The 16,604-nt window shown below is 66.8% G+C and carries 19 protein-coding genes; 8 read left to right on the forward strand and 11 right to left on the reverse strand.

All coding sequences use genetic code 11. The features are described 5' to 3' along the window. Positions 1 to 79 precede the first annotated feature (79 nt). Together ACFXQA_RS10020 and ACFXQA_RS10025 are read left to right on the forward strand one after the other, a co-directional pair. Positions 80 to 523 (forward strand): hypothetical protein, encoded by a 444-nt coding sequence (locus ACFXQA_RS10020; RefSeq protein WP_394519677.1) that lies wholly within the window; start codon positions 80 to 82, stop codon positions 521 to 523. Positions 524 to 801: 278 nt separating this feature from the next. After that, complete coding sequence (locus ACFXQA_RS10025) at positions 802 to 1,053, forward strand: hypothetical protein (protein ID WP_394519678.1); 252 nt, start codon at positions 802 to 804, stop codon at positions 1,051 to 1,053. 279 nt (positions 1,054 to 1,332) lie between these two features. Here the strand turns inward: ACFXQA_RS10025 and ACFXQA_RS10030 are convergent, their stop codons facing one another. After that, on the reverse strand, positions 1,333 to 1,812 hold the full coding sequence (locus ACFXQA_RS10030) for a hypothetical protein (protein ID WP_394519679.1): 480 nt from the start codon (positions 1,810 to 1,812) through the stop codon (positions 1,333 to 1,335). A 56-nt stretch (positions 1,813 to 1,868) separates the two neighbouring features. Then, positions 1,869 to 2,093, reverse strand: a complete 225-nt coding sequence (locus tag ACFXQA_RS10035; protein WP_394519680.1) for a hypothetical protein — start codon at positions 2,091 to 2,093, stop codon at positions 1,869 to 1,871. Between the two features lie 153 nt (positions 2,094 to 2,246). Between ACFXQA_RS10035 and ACFXQA_RS10040 the strand changes: the two genes are divergently transcribed. Next, entirely contained in the window at positions 2,247 to 2,777 is a 531-nt protein-coding gene (locus ACFXQA_RS10040; protein ID WP_394519682.1) for a hypothetical protein, read from the forward strand. Positions 2,778 to 2,792: 15 nt separating this feature from the next. Here the strand turns inward: ACFXQA_RS10040 and ACFXQA_RS10045 are convergent, their stop codons facing one another. From ACFXQA_RS10045 to glnA, 5 genes are all read right to left on the reverse strand, one after another. Beyond that, positions 2,793 to 2,993, reverse strand: a complete 201-nt coding sequence (locus tag ACFXQA_RS10045; RefSeq protein WP_394519683.1) for a hypothetical protein — start codon at positions 2,991 to 2,993, stop codon at positions 2,793 to 2,795. Between the two features lie 197 nt (positions 2,994 to 3,190). Further along, positions 3,191 to 3,415, reverse strand: a complete 225-nt coding sequence (locus ACFXQA_RS10050) for a hypothetical protein (protein WP_394519684.1) — start codon at positions 3,413 to 3,415, stop codon at positions 3,191 to 3,193. Beyond that, positions 3,412 to 3,672 (reverse strand): hypothetical protein, encoded by a 261-nt coding sequence (locus ACFXQA_RS10055; protein ID WP_394519685.1) that lies wholly within the window; start codon positions 3,670 to 3,672, stop codon positions 3,412 to 3,414. Before ACFXQA_RS10055 ends, ACFXQA_RS10050 begins: the two co-directional genes overlap by 4 nt. Positions 3,673 to 3,849: 177 nt before the next feature. Next, positions 3,850 to 4,380: a hypothetical protein gene (locus tag ACFXQA_RS10060; RefSeq protein WP_394519686.1), complete on the reverse strand. Its 531-nt coding sequence runs from the start codon at positions 4,378 to 4,380 to the stop codon at positions 3,850 to 3,852. 142 nt (positions 4,381 to 4,522) lie between these two features. Continuing rightward, positions 4,523 to 5,947: a type I glutamate--ammonia ligase gene (gene glnA / locus ACFXQA_RS10065; RefSeq protein WP_394519687.1), complete on the reverse strand. Its 1,425-nt coding sequence runs from the start codon at positions 5,945 to 5,947 to the stop codon at positions 4,523 to 4,525. Between the two features lie 132 nt (positions 5,948 to 6,079). Between glnA and ACFXQA_RS10070 the strand changes: the two genes are divergently transcribed. Further along, positions 6,080 to 6,472: an RDD family protein gene (locus ACFXQA_RS10070; RefSeq protein WP_394519688.1), complete on the forward strand. Its 393-nt coding sequence runs from the start codon at positions 6,080 to 6,082 to the stop codon at positions 6,470 to 6,472. 3 nt (positions 6,473 to 6,475) lie between these two features. On the opposite strand, the gene ACFXQA_RS10075 is transcribed toward ACFXQA_RS10070, so the two are convergent. Then, positions 6,476 to 7,186, reverse strand: a complete 711-nt coding sequence (locus ACFXQA_RS10075; RefSeq protein WP_394519689.1) for a DUF4191 family protein — start codon at positions 7,184 to 7,186, stop codon at positions 6,476 to 6,478. A 119-nt stretch (positions 7,187 to 7,305) separates the two neighbouring features. Here ACFXQA_RS10075 and ACFXQA_RS10080 point away from each other — a divergent pair, with 119 nt between their 5' ends. After that, positions 7,306 to 8,562 carry a hypothetical protein gene (locus ACFXQA_RS10080; protein WP_394519690.1) on the forward strand — a complete coding sequence of 419 codons (1,257 nt, stop codon included), beginning with the start codon at positions 7,306 to 7,308 and terminating at the stop codon, positions 8,560 to 8,562. Between the two features lie 35 nt (positions 8,563 to 8,597). Here the strand turns inward: ACFXQA_RS10080 and sucB are convergent, their stop codons facing one another. From sucB to ACFXQA_RS10095, 3 genes are read right to left on the reverse strand one after another with little or no spacing between them, the layout of a single operon-like run. After that, on the reverse strand, positions 8,598 to 10,373 hold the full coding sequence (gene sucB / locus ACFXQA_RS10085; protein ID WP_394519691.1) for a 2-oxoglutarate dehydrogenase, E2 component, dihydrolipoamide succinyltransferase: 1,776 nt from the start codon (positions 10,371 to 10,373) through the stop codon (positions 8,598 to 8,600). A 55-nt stretch (positions 10,374 to 10,428) separates the two neighbouring features. Then, positions 10,429 to 11,802, reverse strand: coding sequence for a dihydrolipoyl dehydrogenase (gene lpdA, locus ACFXQA_RS10090; RefSeq protein ID WP_394519692.1), 1,374 nt, complete (start codon positions 11,800 to 11,802; stop codon positions 10,429 to 10,431). Continuing rightward, a complete protein-coding gene (locus ACFXQA_RS10095; protein ID WP_394519693.1) occupies positions 11,799 to 13,268 on the reverse strand; it encodes a leucyl aminopeptidase in 1,470 nt (489 codons plus the stop codon). Before ACFXQA_RS10095 ends, lpdA begins: the two co-directional genes overlap by 4 nt. 83 nt (positions 13,269 to 13,351) lie before the next feature. On the opposite strand from ACFXQA_RS10095, the gene ACFXQA_RS10100 reads away from it, so the two are divergent. The 3 genes from ACFXQA_RS10100 (at position 13,352) to ACFXQA_RS10110 (ending at position 16,548) form a co-directional block, all read left to right on the forward strand. Then, positions 13,352 to 14,281 (forward strand): PAC2 family protein, encoded by a 930-nt coding sequence (locus tag ACFXQA_RS10100; RefSeq protein WP_394519694.1) that lies wholly within the window; start codon positions 13,352 to 13,354, stop codon positions 14,279 to 14,281. Between the two features lie 213 nt (positions 14,282 to 14,494). After that, the gene (locus ACFXQA_RS10105; protein WP_394519695.1) at positions 14,495 to 15,838 is read left to right on the forward strand and encodes an RNA polymerase sigma factor; all 1,344 of its coding nucleotides are present in this window, start codon (positions 14,495 to 14,497) and stop codon (positions 15,836 to 15,838) included. An 11-nt stretch (positions 15,839 to 15,849) separates the two neighbouring features. Then, positions 15,850 to 16,548 (forward strand): coenzyme F420-0:L-glutamate ligase, encoded by a 699-nt coding sequence (locus ACFXQA_RS10110; protein ID WP_394519696.1) that lies wholly within the window; start codon positions 15,850 to 15,852, stop codon positions 16,546 to 16,548. The last annotated feature ends 56 nt before the right edge of the window (positions 16,549 to 16,604 follow it).

Here is a 16,604-nt window from a genome sequence, read left to right on the forward strand (position 1 = left end):
CGACGACGCACTGCCGCCGACTACTACGCCAACGCCGACGCCGACGCGCGCCAGCGACACACCGGCCCCGACGCCCGTAATGACTCCGACCGCCGCGCCGACACCGACGGTGGAGACGGAGCCGCCGGCAGCCGACACGATCAGTTGCGACACGATGCTCGACCCGACGGTCGACCGGGACCTCCGCGCCCAGAACTTGGCACCGTCCCCCAAGCCCTTCACATCGTTGGGCTTCGAACCTACGGGAGCCGCAATCGAATGCCCCTGGGGCCAGGTCGACTCGGGGCCGGGCGCGGCAGAGCTGTATTACGGGTGGTCGGCCTTCGCGCCGGGGGAGCGCGACGCCCACATCGCTCTGGTGCAGAAGCTGGGCTTCGGCATCGAGCCAGACGGTGACGGTGTGATGCTCGTCGCTCCGCCCGAACAGCAGGGTGGCGGCGACCCGCTCGATTTCAGGGTCACCGACGACTGGGTGGCATTCGGCCCCGTCGGTCAGGTCGATGACATCGTCTGGACCCGCTGAGTTTCCGCCATCTGCGGAACACCGCACCGCTCGGCATCTCTCGGTTCAGCAGACCGAGGCAGTGCGCGGGGCAATCAGGGGATTCGAAGGCCTCTTCGTGTGTCTTCTACCGACGCCACCTGGACCCCGAAGTACAGCTCGTACTCTTCACGGGGTGACGGCAGGTCGCGGCAGGCGCCGGGATCCGCGTGATTCCGCGGAAGTTGTGCATGGCTGGTGATGGCTGATACCGGGCCCGCGCGGACATTCTGCGGACTCGCTGCGGACTGGGAGCTTCGATGACCAAGAACCCTGGCACCACCTGGCACACCCACCGATCAGCAGCGAAGCGCGTCGGCCGCTCTCGACGGACAATCCGCAACTGGCGGGTGTGGGGCATGCCGATGGGGTGGCAAGTCATCGACGGCCAGAGGACCCGCGTGGTGCGCGAAGACCTCCTGCTAGAGCACTCCCGCCTGCACATGAAGCAGAATCCGGTGCATCAGCTCCGCCTCCGAGCGCAGCGCCGCGCCCTCTCAGAGACCGCCTGATTGGCTCCATGTGCCTCGCTGATAGCGGCGACGGCTGGTCCCGCGTTCTCTCGCGCCGGGCCTCGACCCGTGCCCGTACATCAGCCTCCATGTAGAGGGTGATCTTCCCTCGGGGCCCGGTGGGCTTGAAGTACGCGGGCCCTTTCCCGCTCGAGAGCAGCTCCGTGAGGTTGACGACGGTCATCCCGGGGATCGGCTCACAAACCATCTCGGGCGACAGGTATCGGTGGCTCGTCGCCCTCTATTATCTCCCCCTGACACGCGCCCGACCGATGAACCTCAGGGGTTGGCGCCGTCTTGGTTGCTCGTCCCGTCCGGTGCATCTTTCTTGGAGGCTGGGGATGTCGAGTACATCTCGTCGACGATCGCCTGCACTCCTAACGCGGCCTCGTTTCGCCACTTCACCCAGTCCGGGCCGTCGGGAGCGTCTAACAGCTCCGCCAGCTCGGCAGGCGTCAAGCCGTCCATGACATCGTCATACTGGCGAGGGACCCACCTCCTGCCCACGACTACGGCGAGCGCCATTGCCTCCGCGCCAAGACGCTGCGCGTCGCCGCGGTCGGTTGAGCCACCCATGTTGCGGTTCGTGCTCAACCGGACTGCGTACTCGAGTTCAACGGCGAGACGAGCCTGAGCACGGTCCTTCTCAGCAATCCTGAGCTGAGTTTTCCGATCCACAGTCGCGATCACTAGCGCCACGATGGACGCTGCGACCGCGACAAGCACGGCGGCGAGCTGTAGTGCGTCGGTGAAGGTCATGCGCTCAATCTAGATCGGACCCCGGACACCAGAACCCCGGCAGAAGTGCCCTGGGATCAGCGGCGAGAGCGCTTCAGCGCGTCGACCTCGTCCTGCAGCTCGTCGACGAGCGCAATCAGCTCCGTGATGGCGTTCCCCGCGTGAGCAAGCCCGACGGCGAGCAACCGTTCCGGGTGAGGGTCGCGCCCGATGTTCCCGAGCGTCTGCATGGCGCTGCTGTTGCCCTTGATCGCGCCGGCGATGCCGCTCGCCTGGGTCTTCGCCGTCTGGATGCTTGCCATGATCGATTCCTTCGCGTCAGCCGCGCCCCGAGTGGACGCCCACGTCGGAAGGGTACGACGGACCCCCGACATGCCCCTCCCCGGCACCGTGCGCCCCGCTGAGGTGGATACCAGCCTTCATGGGTGTCGGTGCCACCGTCTACCGTGAACGGCATGACAGACGACGAACTGAGCCACCCCGTCCGCCTCTACTATGCAATCAAAGCGCTCCCCGGCTGGTACCAGGCCCTCGACGCCGCGCAAGACTTTCCACCGAACGACCTCGGCCGAGCCGTGGGAGCAGTTGTGTCGTCGGTCCTTCTCAGCGCGGGGGAGGAAGCCGAGCCCGTAGCCGTGACAGGCCAGCTCGACGACGATCGAAGCGGCCGGCTCGTCATCGTCTACCCAGGGTTCTTGGTCACCGTCGAGGCGACCACGCTTGGAACAGACGGATCGCGTGTGACCCGCGTCAGGTACTTCGACGAGATCAGTGAGCTGGCCGTCGAAACCCGGCACAGCTACTTCGACGGTGTAGACACTTACCCCCGAACCCGCGACTTCGCGTTCACGTTCCTCCTGGACGGCGAACAACTCCGACTCGCGGCCTCCAACTACAGCCACATCGCAGCACCGGAGGTCAAAACGGAAGCGATCTACGCCGCATTCGTCCTGTTGAGGGACGCCCGCGTGGCGGCAGGGTCTTGACCACGGCTCCGGGGATCAGCCGCGCGGGTAGCGCCGCAACTCGCTGAGCACAGCGCGGTACATCGTCAGCGGCCGCACCGTGATCCCGTCTCGATCGATCAGACGCGCCAGGTCGCGACCTAACTCGATCATTGGTGCAGCCATGTCGACCGCCTCGAGGCTGCGCGCCCGCACGGAGCGATCGAACGCTCGAACGTGTCGATCAGAGGCGGTCATGCGAAGCTCCTCAGGGGGGGGTGTCACCGGGGTGTGCGTTTTCCTGCGGAGATCCGGGGAGAGAGGAACACCGCCATGCGGGAGGTGGGCCGCGGGCACGGCATCATCCGGTCGTCGGTCGACGTTGGCGGCGTCGGCTCGTCATCCTCAACGCCGGTGGGGGTGTAGTTCGACAGCATCGGACGGATATCGGCGTACTAACGGCGAACGGTGTCGACGAGAGTTGGGTGCACGTAGATCGACGGGCCGCGGCCGGGGTTTTCGACGCGGTGGATCAGACGGCGCCCGCTCTGATGTTCCTCCCATTGCGCGATCGTCGACGCAACGGCATCGACGGTCATCAAACCGCCGCCTGCCTGCATGACCGAGCGGATGTCCGGCCAGCTCTCGAGACCGGCGGGGGGATCTGCGATGATGCTCATGAGTTCGTTCCCTTCATTGGGTTCATGGCCTCGGCCGCTGTTCCAGCAGCGCCGGGGCCTTTCTTCGTTGCTTCGGCGATGGCTCGCTCCTCAGCGAGCCGGATCAGTTCGCGGGCGTAGACCTTGCCCGCAGCCTGCAGAGCTTCCTCCTTAGTCACCTGCGGGTGCTTCACGCGACCGCTCTGCTCAGTGCGGCGGAAAGCGCCTGCTTGGTGTGGCAGCAGCGACAGCGCAGTTTCGCCGCCGGTGATCGTCACCAACGTGATGGAGTCGTTGTAGGGCAGGGGCGCAGCGACATCACCAGCGCGCCGCCGTTGAACCGAGCATTGATGACAATCGGCTCCGGCATCAGGACGCCGTCTCGAAAGCGGCATCGATGTACGCCTCGTCGTCAGACTCGCGCCGTTGCAGCGGTCTTGCGTCCGCCCGCAGCCTCAGTCCGCTCGGTTACCGCGGACGGCTGAAACGACCAGCGCGGTTGAACTTACAGCGGCCGGAATGAAGCCGAACAATGACTCGGCAGGAAAGCCGTTCACGACGAGTATCACGCCCGACACGAGGCCACCCACAGTCAGGACCTGAGCACCGAGGGTGCCCACGATGACTCCAAACGACTCGGCGCGTGTGAGCCGAGTCAGAGCACCCGCACGGGCATTCTCATTGCGCACATGAGCACCGATGATGTCGGCCGCGCTCCCCGGCACCAACTCCTCATAGCCACGAAGAATCGACGCAGGAGGCAGCGGACCCGAGAAGGAAGCGCCGATAGCGCCTAGAGGGCCTTGCCGTTCTGACTCTGCTTCGAGCTCGGCTTCGATCGCTTCATCGTGGTCAACTTCGTGGGCGTCGGCTGACTCAACGCTTTGGTCATGCTCGTCAGACGCGCCCGGTTGCCCGTCAGTCCCACGAACATGCCGTGAGAGGTTCCCCTCATCGCTGCTCGAGTTGTGGGAGTCATGACTCACCTTGATTCCTTTGGCCGGCCGTCCTGTAAAGGTCTGTTCGAATCATATCGAGAAAGGGCCCCTGAAGCCGAAGCATTCAGGGGCCCTTTGGAGATTCTGCGGACTCCCTACAGACTAACCCCAGGAATTCCGCACCATCTTGCTACACCCCGAAGTACAGCTCGTACTCGAACGGGTGCGGGCGCTGCGCCATCGGCTGGATCTCGTTCTCGATCTTGTAGTCGATCCAGGTCTCGATGAGCTCCGGCGTGAAGACGCCGCCGGCGAGCAGGAACTCGTGGTCGGCGCGGAGCGCTTCGAGCGAGTCGAGCAGCGAGTTCGGAACCTGCGGGATGTTCTTGGCCTCCTCGGGAGGAAGCTCGTAGAGGTCCTTGTCGACGGGCTCGTGCGGCTCGATGCGGTTCTTGATGCCGTCGATGCCGGCCATCAGCTGGGCCGCGAAGGCGAGATACGGGTTGCCCGAAGCATCCGGAGCACGGAACTCGATGCGCTTGGCCTTGGGGTTCGAACCGGTGATCGGGATGCGGATGGCAGCCGAACGGTTACCGGCCGAGTAGACCAGGTTGACCGGAGCCTCGAAGCCCTTGACCAGACGGTGATAGCTGTTCAGCGTCGGGTTGGTGAAGGCGAGCACGGCGGGCGCGTGCGCCAGCAGACCGCCGATGTACCAGCGCGCGATGTCGGACAGCCCGCCGTAGCCGGTCTCGTCGTAGAACAGGGGCTTGCCGTCCTGCCACAGCGACTGGTGGGTGTGCATACCCGAGCCGTTGTCGCCGAAGAGCGGCTTCGGCATGAAGGTGGCGACCTTGCCCCACTGCTCGCAGGTGTTCTTGACGATGTACTTGAACTTCAAGATGTCGTCGGCCGAGTGCAGCATCGTGTCGAAGCGGTAGTTGATCTCCTGCTGACCACCGGTGCCGACCTCGTGGTGCGAGCGCTCGAGCGTGAAGCCCGACTCGATCAGCTTGAGGGTGATGTCGTCGCGCAGGTCGGCCGTCTTGTCGACGGGCGAAACGGGGAAGTAGCCGCCCTTGTAGGGCGTCTTGTTGGCGAGGTTTCCGCCCTCTTCTTCGCGGCCGGTGTTCCAGGCGCCCTCTTCGGAGTCGACGGAGTAGAAGCTGGAGTTCTGCTTCACCTCGTAACGCACGTCGTCGAAGATGTAGAACTCCGCCTCGGGCGCGAAGAATGCGGTGTCGGCGATGCCGGTCGAGGCGAGGTACTTTTCTGCCTTCTTGGCGACCTGACGCGGGTCCTTCGAGTAGATCTCACCGTTGCGGGGGTTGTAGATGTCGAAGACCATGATGAGCGTCTTCGCTTCGCGGAACTGGTCGAGGTACGCGGTCGTGACATCGGGAATCAGCTGCATGTCCGATTCGTGGATGTTCGCGAACCCGCGGATCGAGGACCCGTCGAAGAGCTGGCCGACGGTGAAGAACTCCTCGTCGACAGTGGCAGCGGGGATGTTGAAGTGCTGCTGCACACCCGGGAGATCCGTGAAACGGATATCGAGGAACTTGACGTCCTCTTCCTGGATGAAGCGCAGAACCTCGGACGAATCTTTGAACATGAAGACTCCAGAGGTAGCGAATCGGGATGCGTCGGACGCTGGGCCTGACCAGTCGAACCTATCGGCGGGGGATTGCCCGTCAGTGTCCCATATGTTTCCGGGACGTTACGCCTGCGTCGTTAGGCTGGTCGGATGACCGAAACCGCGCCTGACTTTCCCGGAGAACGACTCGGGTATCCCCGTGAAGGCACGGCCTCCGTCGCTCGCCTCGGCCGACGGGTGGGTGCACTGTTCGTCGATTATGGCGCGGCGTACCTGATCTCGGGCTTCTTCGCGTGGGACCCGCTGGCGATCTTCGCGATCTTCTCTGCGATCCAACTCGTGTTCCTGCCGACGTTGCAGGGCAGCCCGGGCCACCGGCTCTTCGGTCTGCGCCTGCAGCGACTGGACGGCGGATGGGTCGGCCTCTGGCGCCCCATCGTCCGCACGCTGCTGCTGATTCTCGTCATTCCCGCGGTGATCTGGGACGCCGACCAGCGTGGCCTTCACGACAAGGCCGTCGGAACGGTGCTCGTCCGCGCCTGAGCGTCAGCGGGGGCGCGGGGCCCGAGCCTTCGTCGGGTCGATGCCCTTCGGGATCGGCAGCGACGCGAGCGACTGCGAGACAGACTCGATGCGCTTGATGACGGCCGCCATGGTCGTGCGGTCGACCTTCTTCGGCAGGCTCTTGATGGCAGCCGACAGCTTCGCGACCGAAACCTCGTCTTCGCCGTGGCCGAGGTAGAAGACGGTGACGGGCACGCCGGACGCGACGCGCTGCACCTTGGAACGCTCCTCGTTCACGAGGCGGGTCAGGCGTCCGCGCGCGCCCTCGCCGACCAGCACGACGCCACCGCGACCGACGGCTCGGTAGACGGCTTCTTGCGTTCGCGGGTTGACGCCGACGGGCATTTCGGACGCCTGCCAGTTGCGGCCGAGCGACGTCGAGAGCACATGGCCGGCGGCTCCGGGCATCCCGTCGATCTTGCGGTACATAGCCTTGGTCGACAGTCGTGTCATGGTGATCATCGCGACCAGGATGCCGGCGAGGAGGCCGGTGACGCCCCAGAGGATGATGCTCCACACCGCAATGGGCGGGATCAGGAACCCGATTCCGACGCCGGCCGCGATGCCGAGAATGACGATCCCGGCGAGCGCGTAGGGCAACCAGGGGAACGCCTCACGCGTGAACGTGAAGAGGGTGCGGAGCTGGGAGAAGAAGTTGGGGCGCTTCTCAGGAGCGGAGGGTCGAGCGGCCATGTCATCGATTCTAGCTTTCGCGCCCGCATCCTCTCCTCCCCAAGCGCAACTACCTCTGCCGTGATCCACCGACCGGGCGGATCGTGGTCTGTGCCTCCAGGGGCGCGCGAGCATCGGGTGTGATCTCGACGACATCCCCGGCGGCGTACGCGGTCTACGAACCCCTCGATCCGGTCGAGCCGCCCGACAGCCCGCTACCGGGAATGTTCGCCCGCGCGCCGGACGGACGCAAAGTGCTGCTGGTCGACCGAACCGCGGTGGTCGACTGGCCGGGCTGGGGCGCCGAGGGCGAACCGCACTTGCTCGCCCCGATCGATGTCGTCCGCCGGGCCGACGGTCACGACGTCGTGGTGCCTGCGCTCACCGAGCGGGTAGACGCGTTTCTGGTGAGACGCGCCGACGCGGCGGCGCCGCTGTCGAACGGCGAGGCGATCACCCTCGCCGTCAGTGTCGTGCGAGGACTCGCACCCTCACTCGCGCGGGCCGGGGAGATCGAAGGCGAGTGGTGGCTCGCCGAAGACGGCAGACCCCTGCTCGTCGAAGGCGTCGGCGACGTGTCCACCGGCGTCGCGTCGGCAGAGATCATCGCCGGCATCGGCGAGGCGTTCCCGCGCAGCCGGCTGGGCGCGGCGCTGCGTGATCTCGCTGACGCGAGCCTGCATCCCGGCTTCACGTCGGCTGCCGCGGAATGGGAGGAAAGGCTCTTCGGCTGCGCCGATCCCGAACCGCTGGTCACGCAGGTCTTCGGCCCGTTGCGCGCCCGCAGGCTGGCGCACGAGACGAAGGCAACCGACGAACCACCCCCGCGATCTCTCTGGCAACGATTGGCCTTTCACGCCGATGCCGACCTGGCGGCCGCGGCATCCGATGCCCTGACCGTCGTCCTCCACCGCGTACGCCGCTCGCGGTCGCCGAGACGGCCTCTGCAGGTGGCGTCGGGGATCGCGGGGGTGATCGTTGTCGCCGGACTGCTGTGGCCCACCGGCTCCGACGACGCGGTGCCGACTGCGGCGGTCGCCACCGGGGTTCCGACCCACTCCGCTACCGCCGAGCCTGCAACAACCGCGGCGCCCATCAGCGCATCCCCGGACGACCTCGCTGCGGTCACCGCGGAGCTGCTGGATCGACGGAATGCGTGCACCGACACCGCGTGTCTGGCCGGGGTGCTGGAAGACCCCGCCAACGACCTGCCCCACGGGGCGATAGACGAAGCCGGCGATCGGCGATCGGTCAGCCTGCTCGACGATCTCGGTGGCCTTGTCGTCGTACGGGTCGATTCGCTGCAGGGACTCCCGATGCAGATCGTGACCGTGGTCGAGACAGAAGACGGATGGCGCATCCGCGACGTACACGACGTCACCGATGCGCCATCCTGAGCTTCACGGGGAGGCGACCCCGAAGAAGACGATACTCAGATTCCGAGCTGGCCCTCGAACTGCGCGCCCTCCAGGCGAGCCTTGACGGCACCCAAGAAGCGGGCGGCGTCGGCGCCATCGATGATGCGGTGGTCGTACGACAGGGCGAGGTAGACGTAGGAACGCACCGAGATGGCGTCCTTGCCGTCGACCACCACGACGCCGGGCTTCTTCACGACCGCACCGAGGCCGAGGATGGCCGACTGCGGGAGGAAGACGATCGGGGTGTCGAAGAGTGCGCCCCGCGAGCCGGTGTTCGTCAGCGTGAAGGTTCCGCCGGCAAGCTCGTCGGGCTTCAGCTTGTTGTCACGCGTGCGAGCTGCCAGGTCGGCGATCTCGCGAGCCAGCTGAGCGAGGTTCTTCCCTCCCGCATCGCGGATGACGGGGGTGAGCAGACCGCGCTCGGTGTCGACCGCGATCGAGATGTTCTCCGAGTCGGGGTAGACGATCGAGTCGCCGTCGACCGTCGAGTTGACGATCGGGAACGCCTGAAGGGCCTCGATCGCGGCGAGGGCGAAGAAGGGAAGGAACGACAGCTTGTCGCCGGTCTTCTCCTGGAACTGCGCCTTCACGGCGTCGCGGAAGGCCGAAACCTTCGTGACGTCGACCTCGACCACGGTCGTGAGCTGCGCAGTGGCCTGCATCGACGCAACCGCACGCTCGGCGATGACCTTGCGCAGACGCGACATCTTCTGGGTGGTGCCGCGCAGCGGCGAGACCTCAACTGCTGCGGGCGCCGCCGCGGGAGCGCTGGGGGCCGACGGAGCGGCAACGGGTGCCTTAGCAGCCTCGGCGGCCTTGAGCACGTCTTCCTTGCGGATGCGCCCCCCGACACCGCTTCCGGTGACCGTCGTCAGATCCACGCCCTGCTGCTGCGCGAGGCGGCGCACGAGCGGGGTGACGTAGGTCACCTCGTCGTTCGACGTGGTGGTCGACTCGGACGGGGCGGATGCTGCGGGCGCAGCGGCCTTCGGAGCCTCGGCCGCCGGCGCAGGAGCTGCCGGAGCGGGAGCCTCGGCCTTCGGAGCCGGTGCTGCCGCGGGTGCGTCCGCCTTCGGAGCGGGTGCTTCTGCCTCGACGGGCTTCTCGGTCGAAGGTGCCTCGGGGGCAGCCTCCGCCTGCGGAGCTTCGGGGGCAGGGGCCGCCGGTGCGGCAGCGCCGCTCCCGATGCGGGCGAGTGCCGCACCGACCTCGACGGTCTCATCCTCGGCGACCAGGATCTCCTGCAGAGTTCCGGCGACGGGGGAGGGGATCTCGGTGTCGACCTTGTCTGTCGAGATCTCGAGGAGCGGCTCGTCCACGGCGACATCGTCGCCGACGGCCTTGAGCCAGCGGGTGACGGTGCCCTCGGTGACGCTCTCGCCCAGTTCGGGAAGCTTGACCTCTGTGCTGTCGCCGGATGCTGCCGGGGCCGACTGCGGTGCGGCGGGTGCCTCGGGCTCCGGCTCGGCTGCGGGCGCAGCCTCGGCGGGGGCCGGGGTGGGCTCCGCAGCGGGGGCCTCGTCAGCGGGCGCTGCCGACTCGGGAGCGGATGAACCGTCTCCGATCTTGGCCAGGATCGCGCCGACCTCGATCGTCTCGTCCTCCTGGACGAGAATCTCTTCGAGAACGCCGCTGACCGGCGAGGGGATCTCGGTGTCGACCTTGTCGGTCGAGATCTCCAGCAGACCTTCGTCTTCCTGGACGGTGTCGCCGACGTTCTTGAGCCAGCGGGTCACCGTTCCCTCGGTGACGCTCTCTCCGAGCGCGGGGAGGACGACGGAAGTGCTCATGAGCTTGTCTCCTTTAAAACCGTAAGTGTTTCTAGCTTAGTGACGCGAGGATGCATCAGAGCGTGTGCAGGGGTTTACCGGCCAGCGCGAGGAACGCTTCGCCGAGCGCCTCGCTCTGGGTCGGATGGGCATGGACGAACGGCGCGATGTCTTCTGGATGCGCTTCCCAGCCGATCGCCAGCTGTGCTTCGGTGATCAGTTCTCCGACACGGTCTCCGACGAGGTGCGCCCCGATGATCGGGCCGTTCTTCTTGCGGATGATCTTCACGACACCGGCCGTGCCGAGGATCTCGCTCTTGGCGTTGCCGGCCAGGTTGTACTCGAGCGTCACGACCGAGTCGTCCCCGTGCGCGGCAACGGCCGCAGCCTCGGTGAGGCCCACCGAGGCGACCTCGGGCCGGGAATACGCGACGCGCGGGATCTGGTCGTCGCTGACGACGACAGGGAAGAGCCCCGCGATCTCTTCGGCGACGAACATTCCCTGCTGAAAGCTGCGGTGGGCGAGCTGCGGGCCCGCGACGATGTCTCCGATGGCCCACACGTGTGCCACGTCGGTGCGAAGCCGATCGTCGGTGCGGACGAAGCCTCGTTCCAGAACGATGCCCGCTTCTTCGAGTCCGAGCGACCCGGTCGACGGGGCGCGGCCCACGGCGACGAGGACGTAGTCCGCTGATAGCTCGGTTCCGTCGCCGAGCCGCACGGTGACAGCATCCGGGGTCTGAGTGAGCGATTCGAAGCGCACGCCTGTTCGCGCGACGATGCCGCGCTTTCGGTATGCGCGTTCGAGTGCCTTGCTCGACGATGCGTCCTCCGTCGGAAGCAATCGGTCGAGGGCCTCGACGATGGTGACCTCGGCGCCCAATGAGCGCCATGCGCTGGCGAACTCGACCCCGATGACGCCGCCGCCGAGGACGACGACGCTCCGCGGGATCTCTTCGAGTTCGAGCGCCTGCTCGCTGGCCAGAACGCGCCCTCCGAGGGTCAGGCCGGGGAGGGTTCGGCTGTACGAGCCGGTTGCGACGATGACGTCGTGTCCGCGGTAGATGTCGTCGCCGACGCGCACGGCAGGGCCGTCGACGAGAACGCCCTCGCCGTTCACGACGGTGATGCCGCGAGCCGAGATGAGACCCTGCAGCCCCTTGTACTTCTTTGCGACGATGCCCTCGCGATAGGCACGGACACCGGCGGGATCGACGCCGTCGAGCGTGGCACGGACGCCGACGGATGCTGCCTCGCGCGCGGTATCGGCGACTTCACCGGCGTGCAGCAGCGCCTTGGTCGGAATGCACCCGCGGTGCAGGCACGTTCCGCCGAGCTTGTCGCGCTCCACGATCACTACCGACGCGCCCAGCTCCGCCGCACGCAGAGCGGCGGCGTAGCCACCGCTTCCTCCGCCCAGGATGACGAGGTCGGCGGAGTGTTCGCTCACCGCGCCGCCTCGGCGGTGAGCAGCTCGATGAGCGATCGCGTGGCGGCGCCTGTGACGCCCTTGTCGGTGAATCCGAACGGCGCGCTCTTGTTCATACCGACACCCGCGATGTCGAGGTGCACCCACGGAATCCGCGGGGCGTCGTCGCTGTCCGAGATCCGTCCGACGAACTTCTCGAGGAAGAGGCCGGCGAACATCGTGCCGCCCGCGGGGTCACCCATCTTCGCGTTCTGGAGGTCGGCGATGGGGGAGTCGAGGTCGTCGCGCATGTGCTCGGGAAGAGGCAACTGCCAGGCGAGCTCAGCCGCCCGCTCCGACGCGGCGAGATAGCTCGCGACCGCCTCGTCATCGCCCATGACGCCGGTGTGCCGGGTGCCGAGCGCGACGGTCACCGCGCCGGTGAGCGTGGCGATGTCGATGAGCAGGTCGGGGTTCTCGCGGCTCGCGGCGACGAGGCCGTCGGCCAACACGAGTCGCCCTTCCGCATCGGTGTTCGTGACTTCGACCGTCTGCCCGTCGAGGATCCGCAGCACGTCGCCCGGGCGAATCGCGCGCCCTGACGGCATGTTGTCGGCGATGCACAGCCACCCGGTCACCCGAACGGGCAGCGACAGGGCCGCCGCGGCGCGAACGACCGCGAGCACCGTGGCCGCCCCGCACATGTCGTACTTCATGCCCACCATGGATGCTGCGGGCTTGAGGGAGAGTCCGCCGGTGTCGAAGGTGATGCCCTTGCCGACCAGGGAGACGTGTCGCGTGGCGCCCGCGGGGGCGTAGTCGAGTCGCACCAGGCGAGGCGGACGGTCTGACCCCTGACCGACCCCGAGTATCCCGCCGAAGCCGTCTTCGCGCAGCTGTCGTTCGTCCCAGACGCGTACATCGACGTCGAGGTCCGCCACGGAGGACTGAGCGCGTTCGGCGAAATCAGCGGGGCCGAACCACTCGGCCGGCGTCGTCACGAGGTCTTTCACCAGAGCGACGGCGTCGCCGATCGCGTGCACGGCCGCGATGTCGGCCTCTGTCGGAGTGTCGTCGGAGTGAACGGTGACGGTCGCCGCCCGCGCGGCCGGTGGCTTGGTGGCGTAGCCGGCGAACCGATAGCCCCCGAGAACCGCACCCTCCGCGAGGGGACGCCAGATGGCGCCCACGGCGCCGGGCGCGGCGATCGCGACCCGCTCGAAGCCCGTGAGCATGCGGGCGCCCACGCCCGCAGCATCCCGCAACGAGGCGACGTCGTCGCGCCGCCCGCGCCCGACGACGGCCAGCGGGAGAGCGAGGTCATCCAGGGCCACACGCTGGTACGACCCCGCCGCGCCCGTGAATCCGACACGGCTCAGCACCGCGGCGAGCCCGGGCCATCCTTCGATCTCGGACGACGGCTCGAGGTGCGGCAGGACGAGAAGGAGCGCGTCGGCATCGGCTTCGTGGACCGACGAGTTGCTGTGCGCGAGGCGGGGGAACGGCATGTCTCCATTCTATGGACGGCTGTTCGCTGTCAGCGGGACCCGCACGCGGGCCTCGCGCCGCGCACGGCTTCTAGAGTGGAGACATGCCTTCTTCAGCGCCGCTGTACGACCGCGCCGCATCGGCACCCCCCGTGCCGCCGGGCCTGCCGCTCGTGATCACGCTCACCGGTTTCACGGATGCCGGGGGCGCGGTGGCGCAGGTCATCGATCACTTCCGTACAGACCTCGAGCCTTCGCCGGTCTTCGTGTTCTCGAACGATGTGCTCCTCGATTACCGCGCACGTCGACCGATCATCTCCTTCGACGAGGACCACCTCACCGACTACCAGCCGTCCCGTTTGGAGTTCTCGCTCGCTCACGACGCGCTCGGTCAGCCGTTCGTCCTCCTCGCCGGCTACGAACCCGACTTCGCGTGGGATGCCTTCGCGGCGGCGGTGCTCGAAATCGCGGCTCTCCTCGAAGTCTCTTCGGTGACGTGGGTCCACTCCATCCCCATGCCGGTCCCGCACACCCGCCCGGTGGGTACGACGGTCAGCGGCACGCGCGCCGATCTCGCGGAGGCACATTCGGTCTGGCGTCCGCAGACGCAGGTTCCGGCAACCGTCGGTCACCTGCTCGAATACCGGTTCGCGGCGGCCGGCGCCAAAGTGGCCGGCTTCGTTCTTCTCGTCCCGCACTACCTCGGCGACACCGAGTACCCCGCCGCAGCACTCGCGGGGCTCGACAGCCTCACCGTCGCCACCGGCCTCATCTTCGCGGGTGACCGCCTGCGCGATGAGAACCGGGACTTCCTCGTGAAGGTGCAAGATCAAGTCGCCGGAAGCGATGATCTGACGCGCATGATCGAGGGCCTCGAAGAGCGTTACGACTCGTACATGGCGGGCTCCACGCGGGCGACGCCGATCATCCACACCGGTGATCTGCCGAGCGCCGATGAACTCGGCGCAGAGCTCGAACGATTCCTCGCCTCGCGTCCGTCCGGAGACGACGACTCGCGAAGCGGCCTCGGCTGACCGGAATACGTTGCTGGACCCGCACGTTGTCTCCGGTGTACGCTTCCTCGCTCGTTCGGGCCTCCGCCTAACGTGTGCGACAATGAAGAACCTGACCCGTTGTCGACCGGTCGGCGCAAGCACGAGCTTCGCTGATCGGACTTGACAAGGGTCTTACTAGTGTCCGAGAACGTCCGGCGGTAGCCGACGGACATCCCCGGTGAAAGGCGAAACGTGGCAGGCACGAGCACCAAGACCCGCACCCCGAAGGACACCGACCTCGACAGCGTCGAGGTCGAAACCGAAGCGCCCACGACGGCGCCGGCGAAGAAGGCTCCCGCCAAGGCGAAGGCCCCGGCGAAGGCGAAAGCTCCCGCGAAGGCGAAGGCCCCGGCGAAGACGACGAAGGCGAAGACCGCTTCGGAGGACGCGCCGGAAGACGAGGTCGACGGCGACGTCGAGGTCGAAGTCGAAGTGACCGACGACGTCGAAGAAGTGAGCGACGACGCTCCCGCGGCTGCTGCGCCGAAGAAGGCCGAGGCCGACGACGACGACGAAGAAGCCACGAAGCCCGCTTTCACGGAACCGCTGCCCACGGGCGCGATCGTCATCTCGTCGAGCGACGAAGACGACGTTCCGGTCTACTCCGCGCAGATCACCGGAGCGACAGCAGACCCCGTCAAGGACTACCTGAAGCAGATCGGTAAAGTCCCGCTTCTGAACGCGGCCGAAGAGGTCGAGCTCGCCATGCGGATCGAGGCGGGTCTGTTCGCCGAAGAGAAGCTCTCGCACATGTCGGCGGCTGAGAAGTCGAACCAACTCGGACTCGACCTGCAGTGGGTCGCCCGCGACGGGCAACGCGCCAAGAGCCACCTCCTGGGAGCCAACCTTCGTCTGGTCGTCTCGCTCGCCAAGCGCTACACGGGTCGCGGAATGCAGTTCCTCGACCTGATCCAGGAGGGCAACCTCGGTCTGATCCGCGCGGTCGAGAAGTTCGACTACACCAAGGGCTTCAAGTTCTCGACGTACGCCACGTGGTGGATCCGTCAGGCGATCACCCGTGCCATGGCCGACCAGGCGCGCACCATCCGCATCCCGGTCCACATGGTTGAGGTCATCAATAAGCTCGCCCGCGTTCAGCGGCAGATGCTGCAAGACCTCGGCCGCGAACCCACTCCCGAAGAGCTGAGCCGTGAGCTCGATATGACCCCTGAGAAGGTCATCGAGGTGCAGAAGTACGGGCGCGAGCCCATCTCGTTGCACACGCCGCTCGGTGAAGACGGAGACAGCGAGTTCGGTGACCTCATCGAAGACACCGAAGCTGTCGTTCCCGCAGACGCTGTCGGCTTCACGATGCTCCAGCGTCAGCTCGAATCGCTCCTCGATTCGCTGTCGGAGCGCGAAGCCGGCGTGATCCGCATGCGCTTCGGCCTGGGCGACGGTCAGCCGAAGACGCTCGACCAGATCGGCGACACCTTCGGTGTGACGCGTGAGCGCATCCGCCAGATCGAGTCCAAGACGATGGCCAAGCTCCGTCACCCGAGCCGCTCGCAGTCGCTCCGCGACTACCTCGAGTAAGCAGCACTCCCGTGACCGACGCGGCCAACGCCGGAAAAGCACTGACCACACTCGTCGAGGGTGCCTCGTACGCCCGCATTCCGATCCGCACCCGGGTCGTGATGCCGGGCGACGACCTCGATGCTTTTCTCCGCGAATACGCGATCGACCCGGTGGAGCCGGGCGACATCCTCTTCGTCACCGAGAAGATCGTCGCGATCACCCAGGGACGCTCGTACCTGGTCGACGACATCCACCCGCGACGACTCGCCCTGTTCTTGTCGAAGTACGTCACGCGCACGCCCTACGGCATCGGCCTGGGCATGCCCGAGACGATGGAGATGGCGCTTCGCGAGTGCGGGACTCCTCGCATCCTCTTCGCGGCCGCAGTTTCGGCCGTGACCAAGGCGTTCGGGCGCAAGGGCGATTTCTATCGCATCGCCGGTGACAAGGCCCGAGCCATCGACGGCCCCACCAAGGGCACGATCCCGCCGTACAACAAGGCGGTCGTGCTCGGGCCGGAGCGTCCGCGCGAGGTCGCGGCACACGTGAAGTCGATGCTGTCGGTCGACGCCGAAGTGGCCGTCGTCGACATCAACGACCTCGGCGGCAACATCCTCGGATCGACCCTCGACAAGGCGGGTGAGCGACGCCTCGTCGCGATCCTCGCCGACAACCCGCTCGGCCAGGGTCACGAGTCCACGCCGCTCGGGATCGTCCGACGCGTCTGATACCACGTCGGGCGTCTTCGCCGGTACGGCGAGACGCCTGGCGTGAAGCGCGGGGT

The organism is Microbacterium shimangi, assembly GCF_043556445.1.
GTDB lineage: Bacteria > Actinomycetota > Actinomycetes > Actinomycetales > Microbacteriaceae > Microbacterium.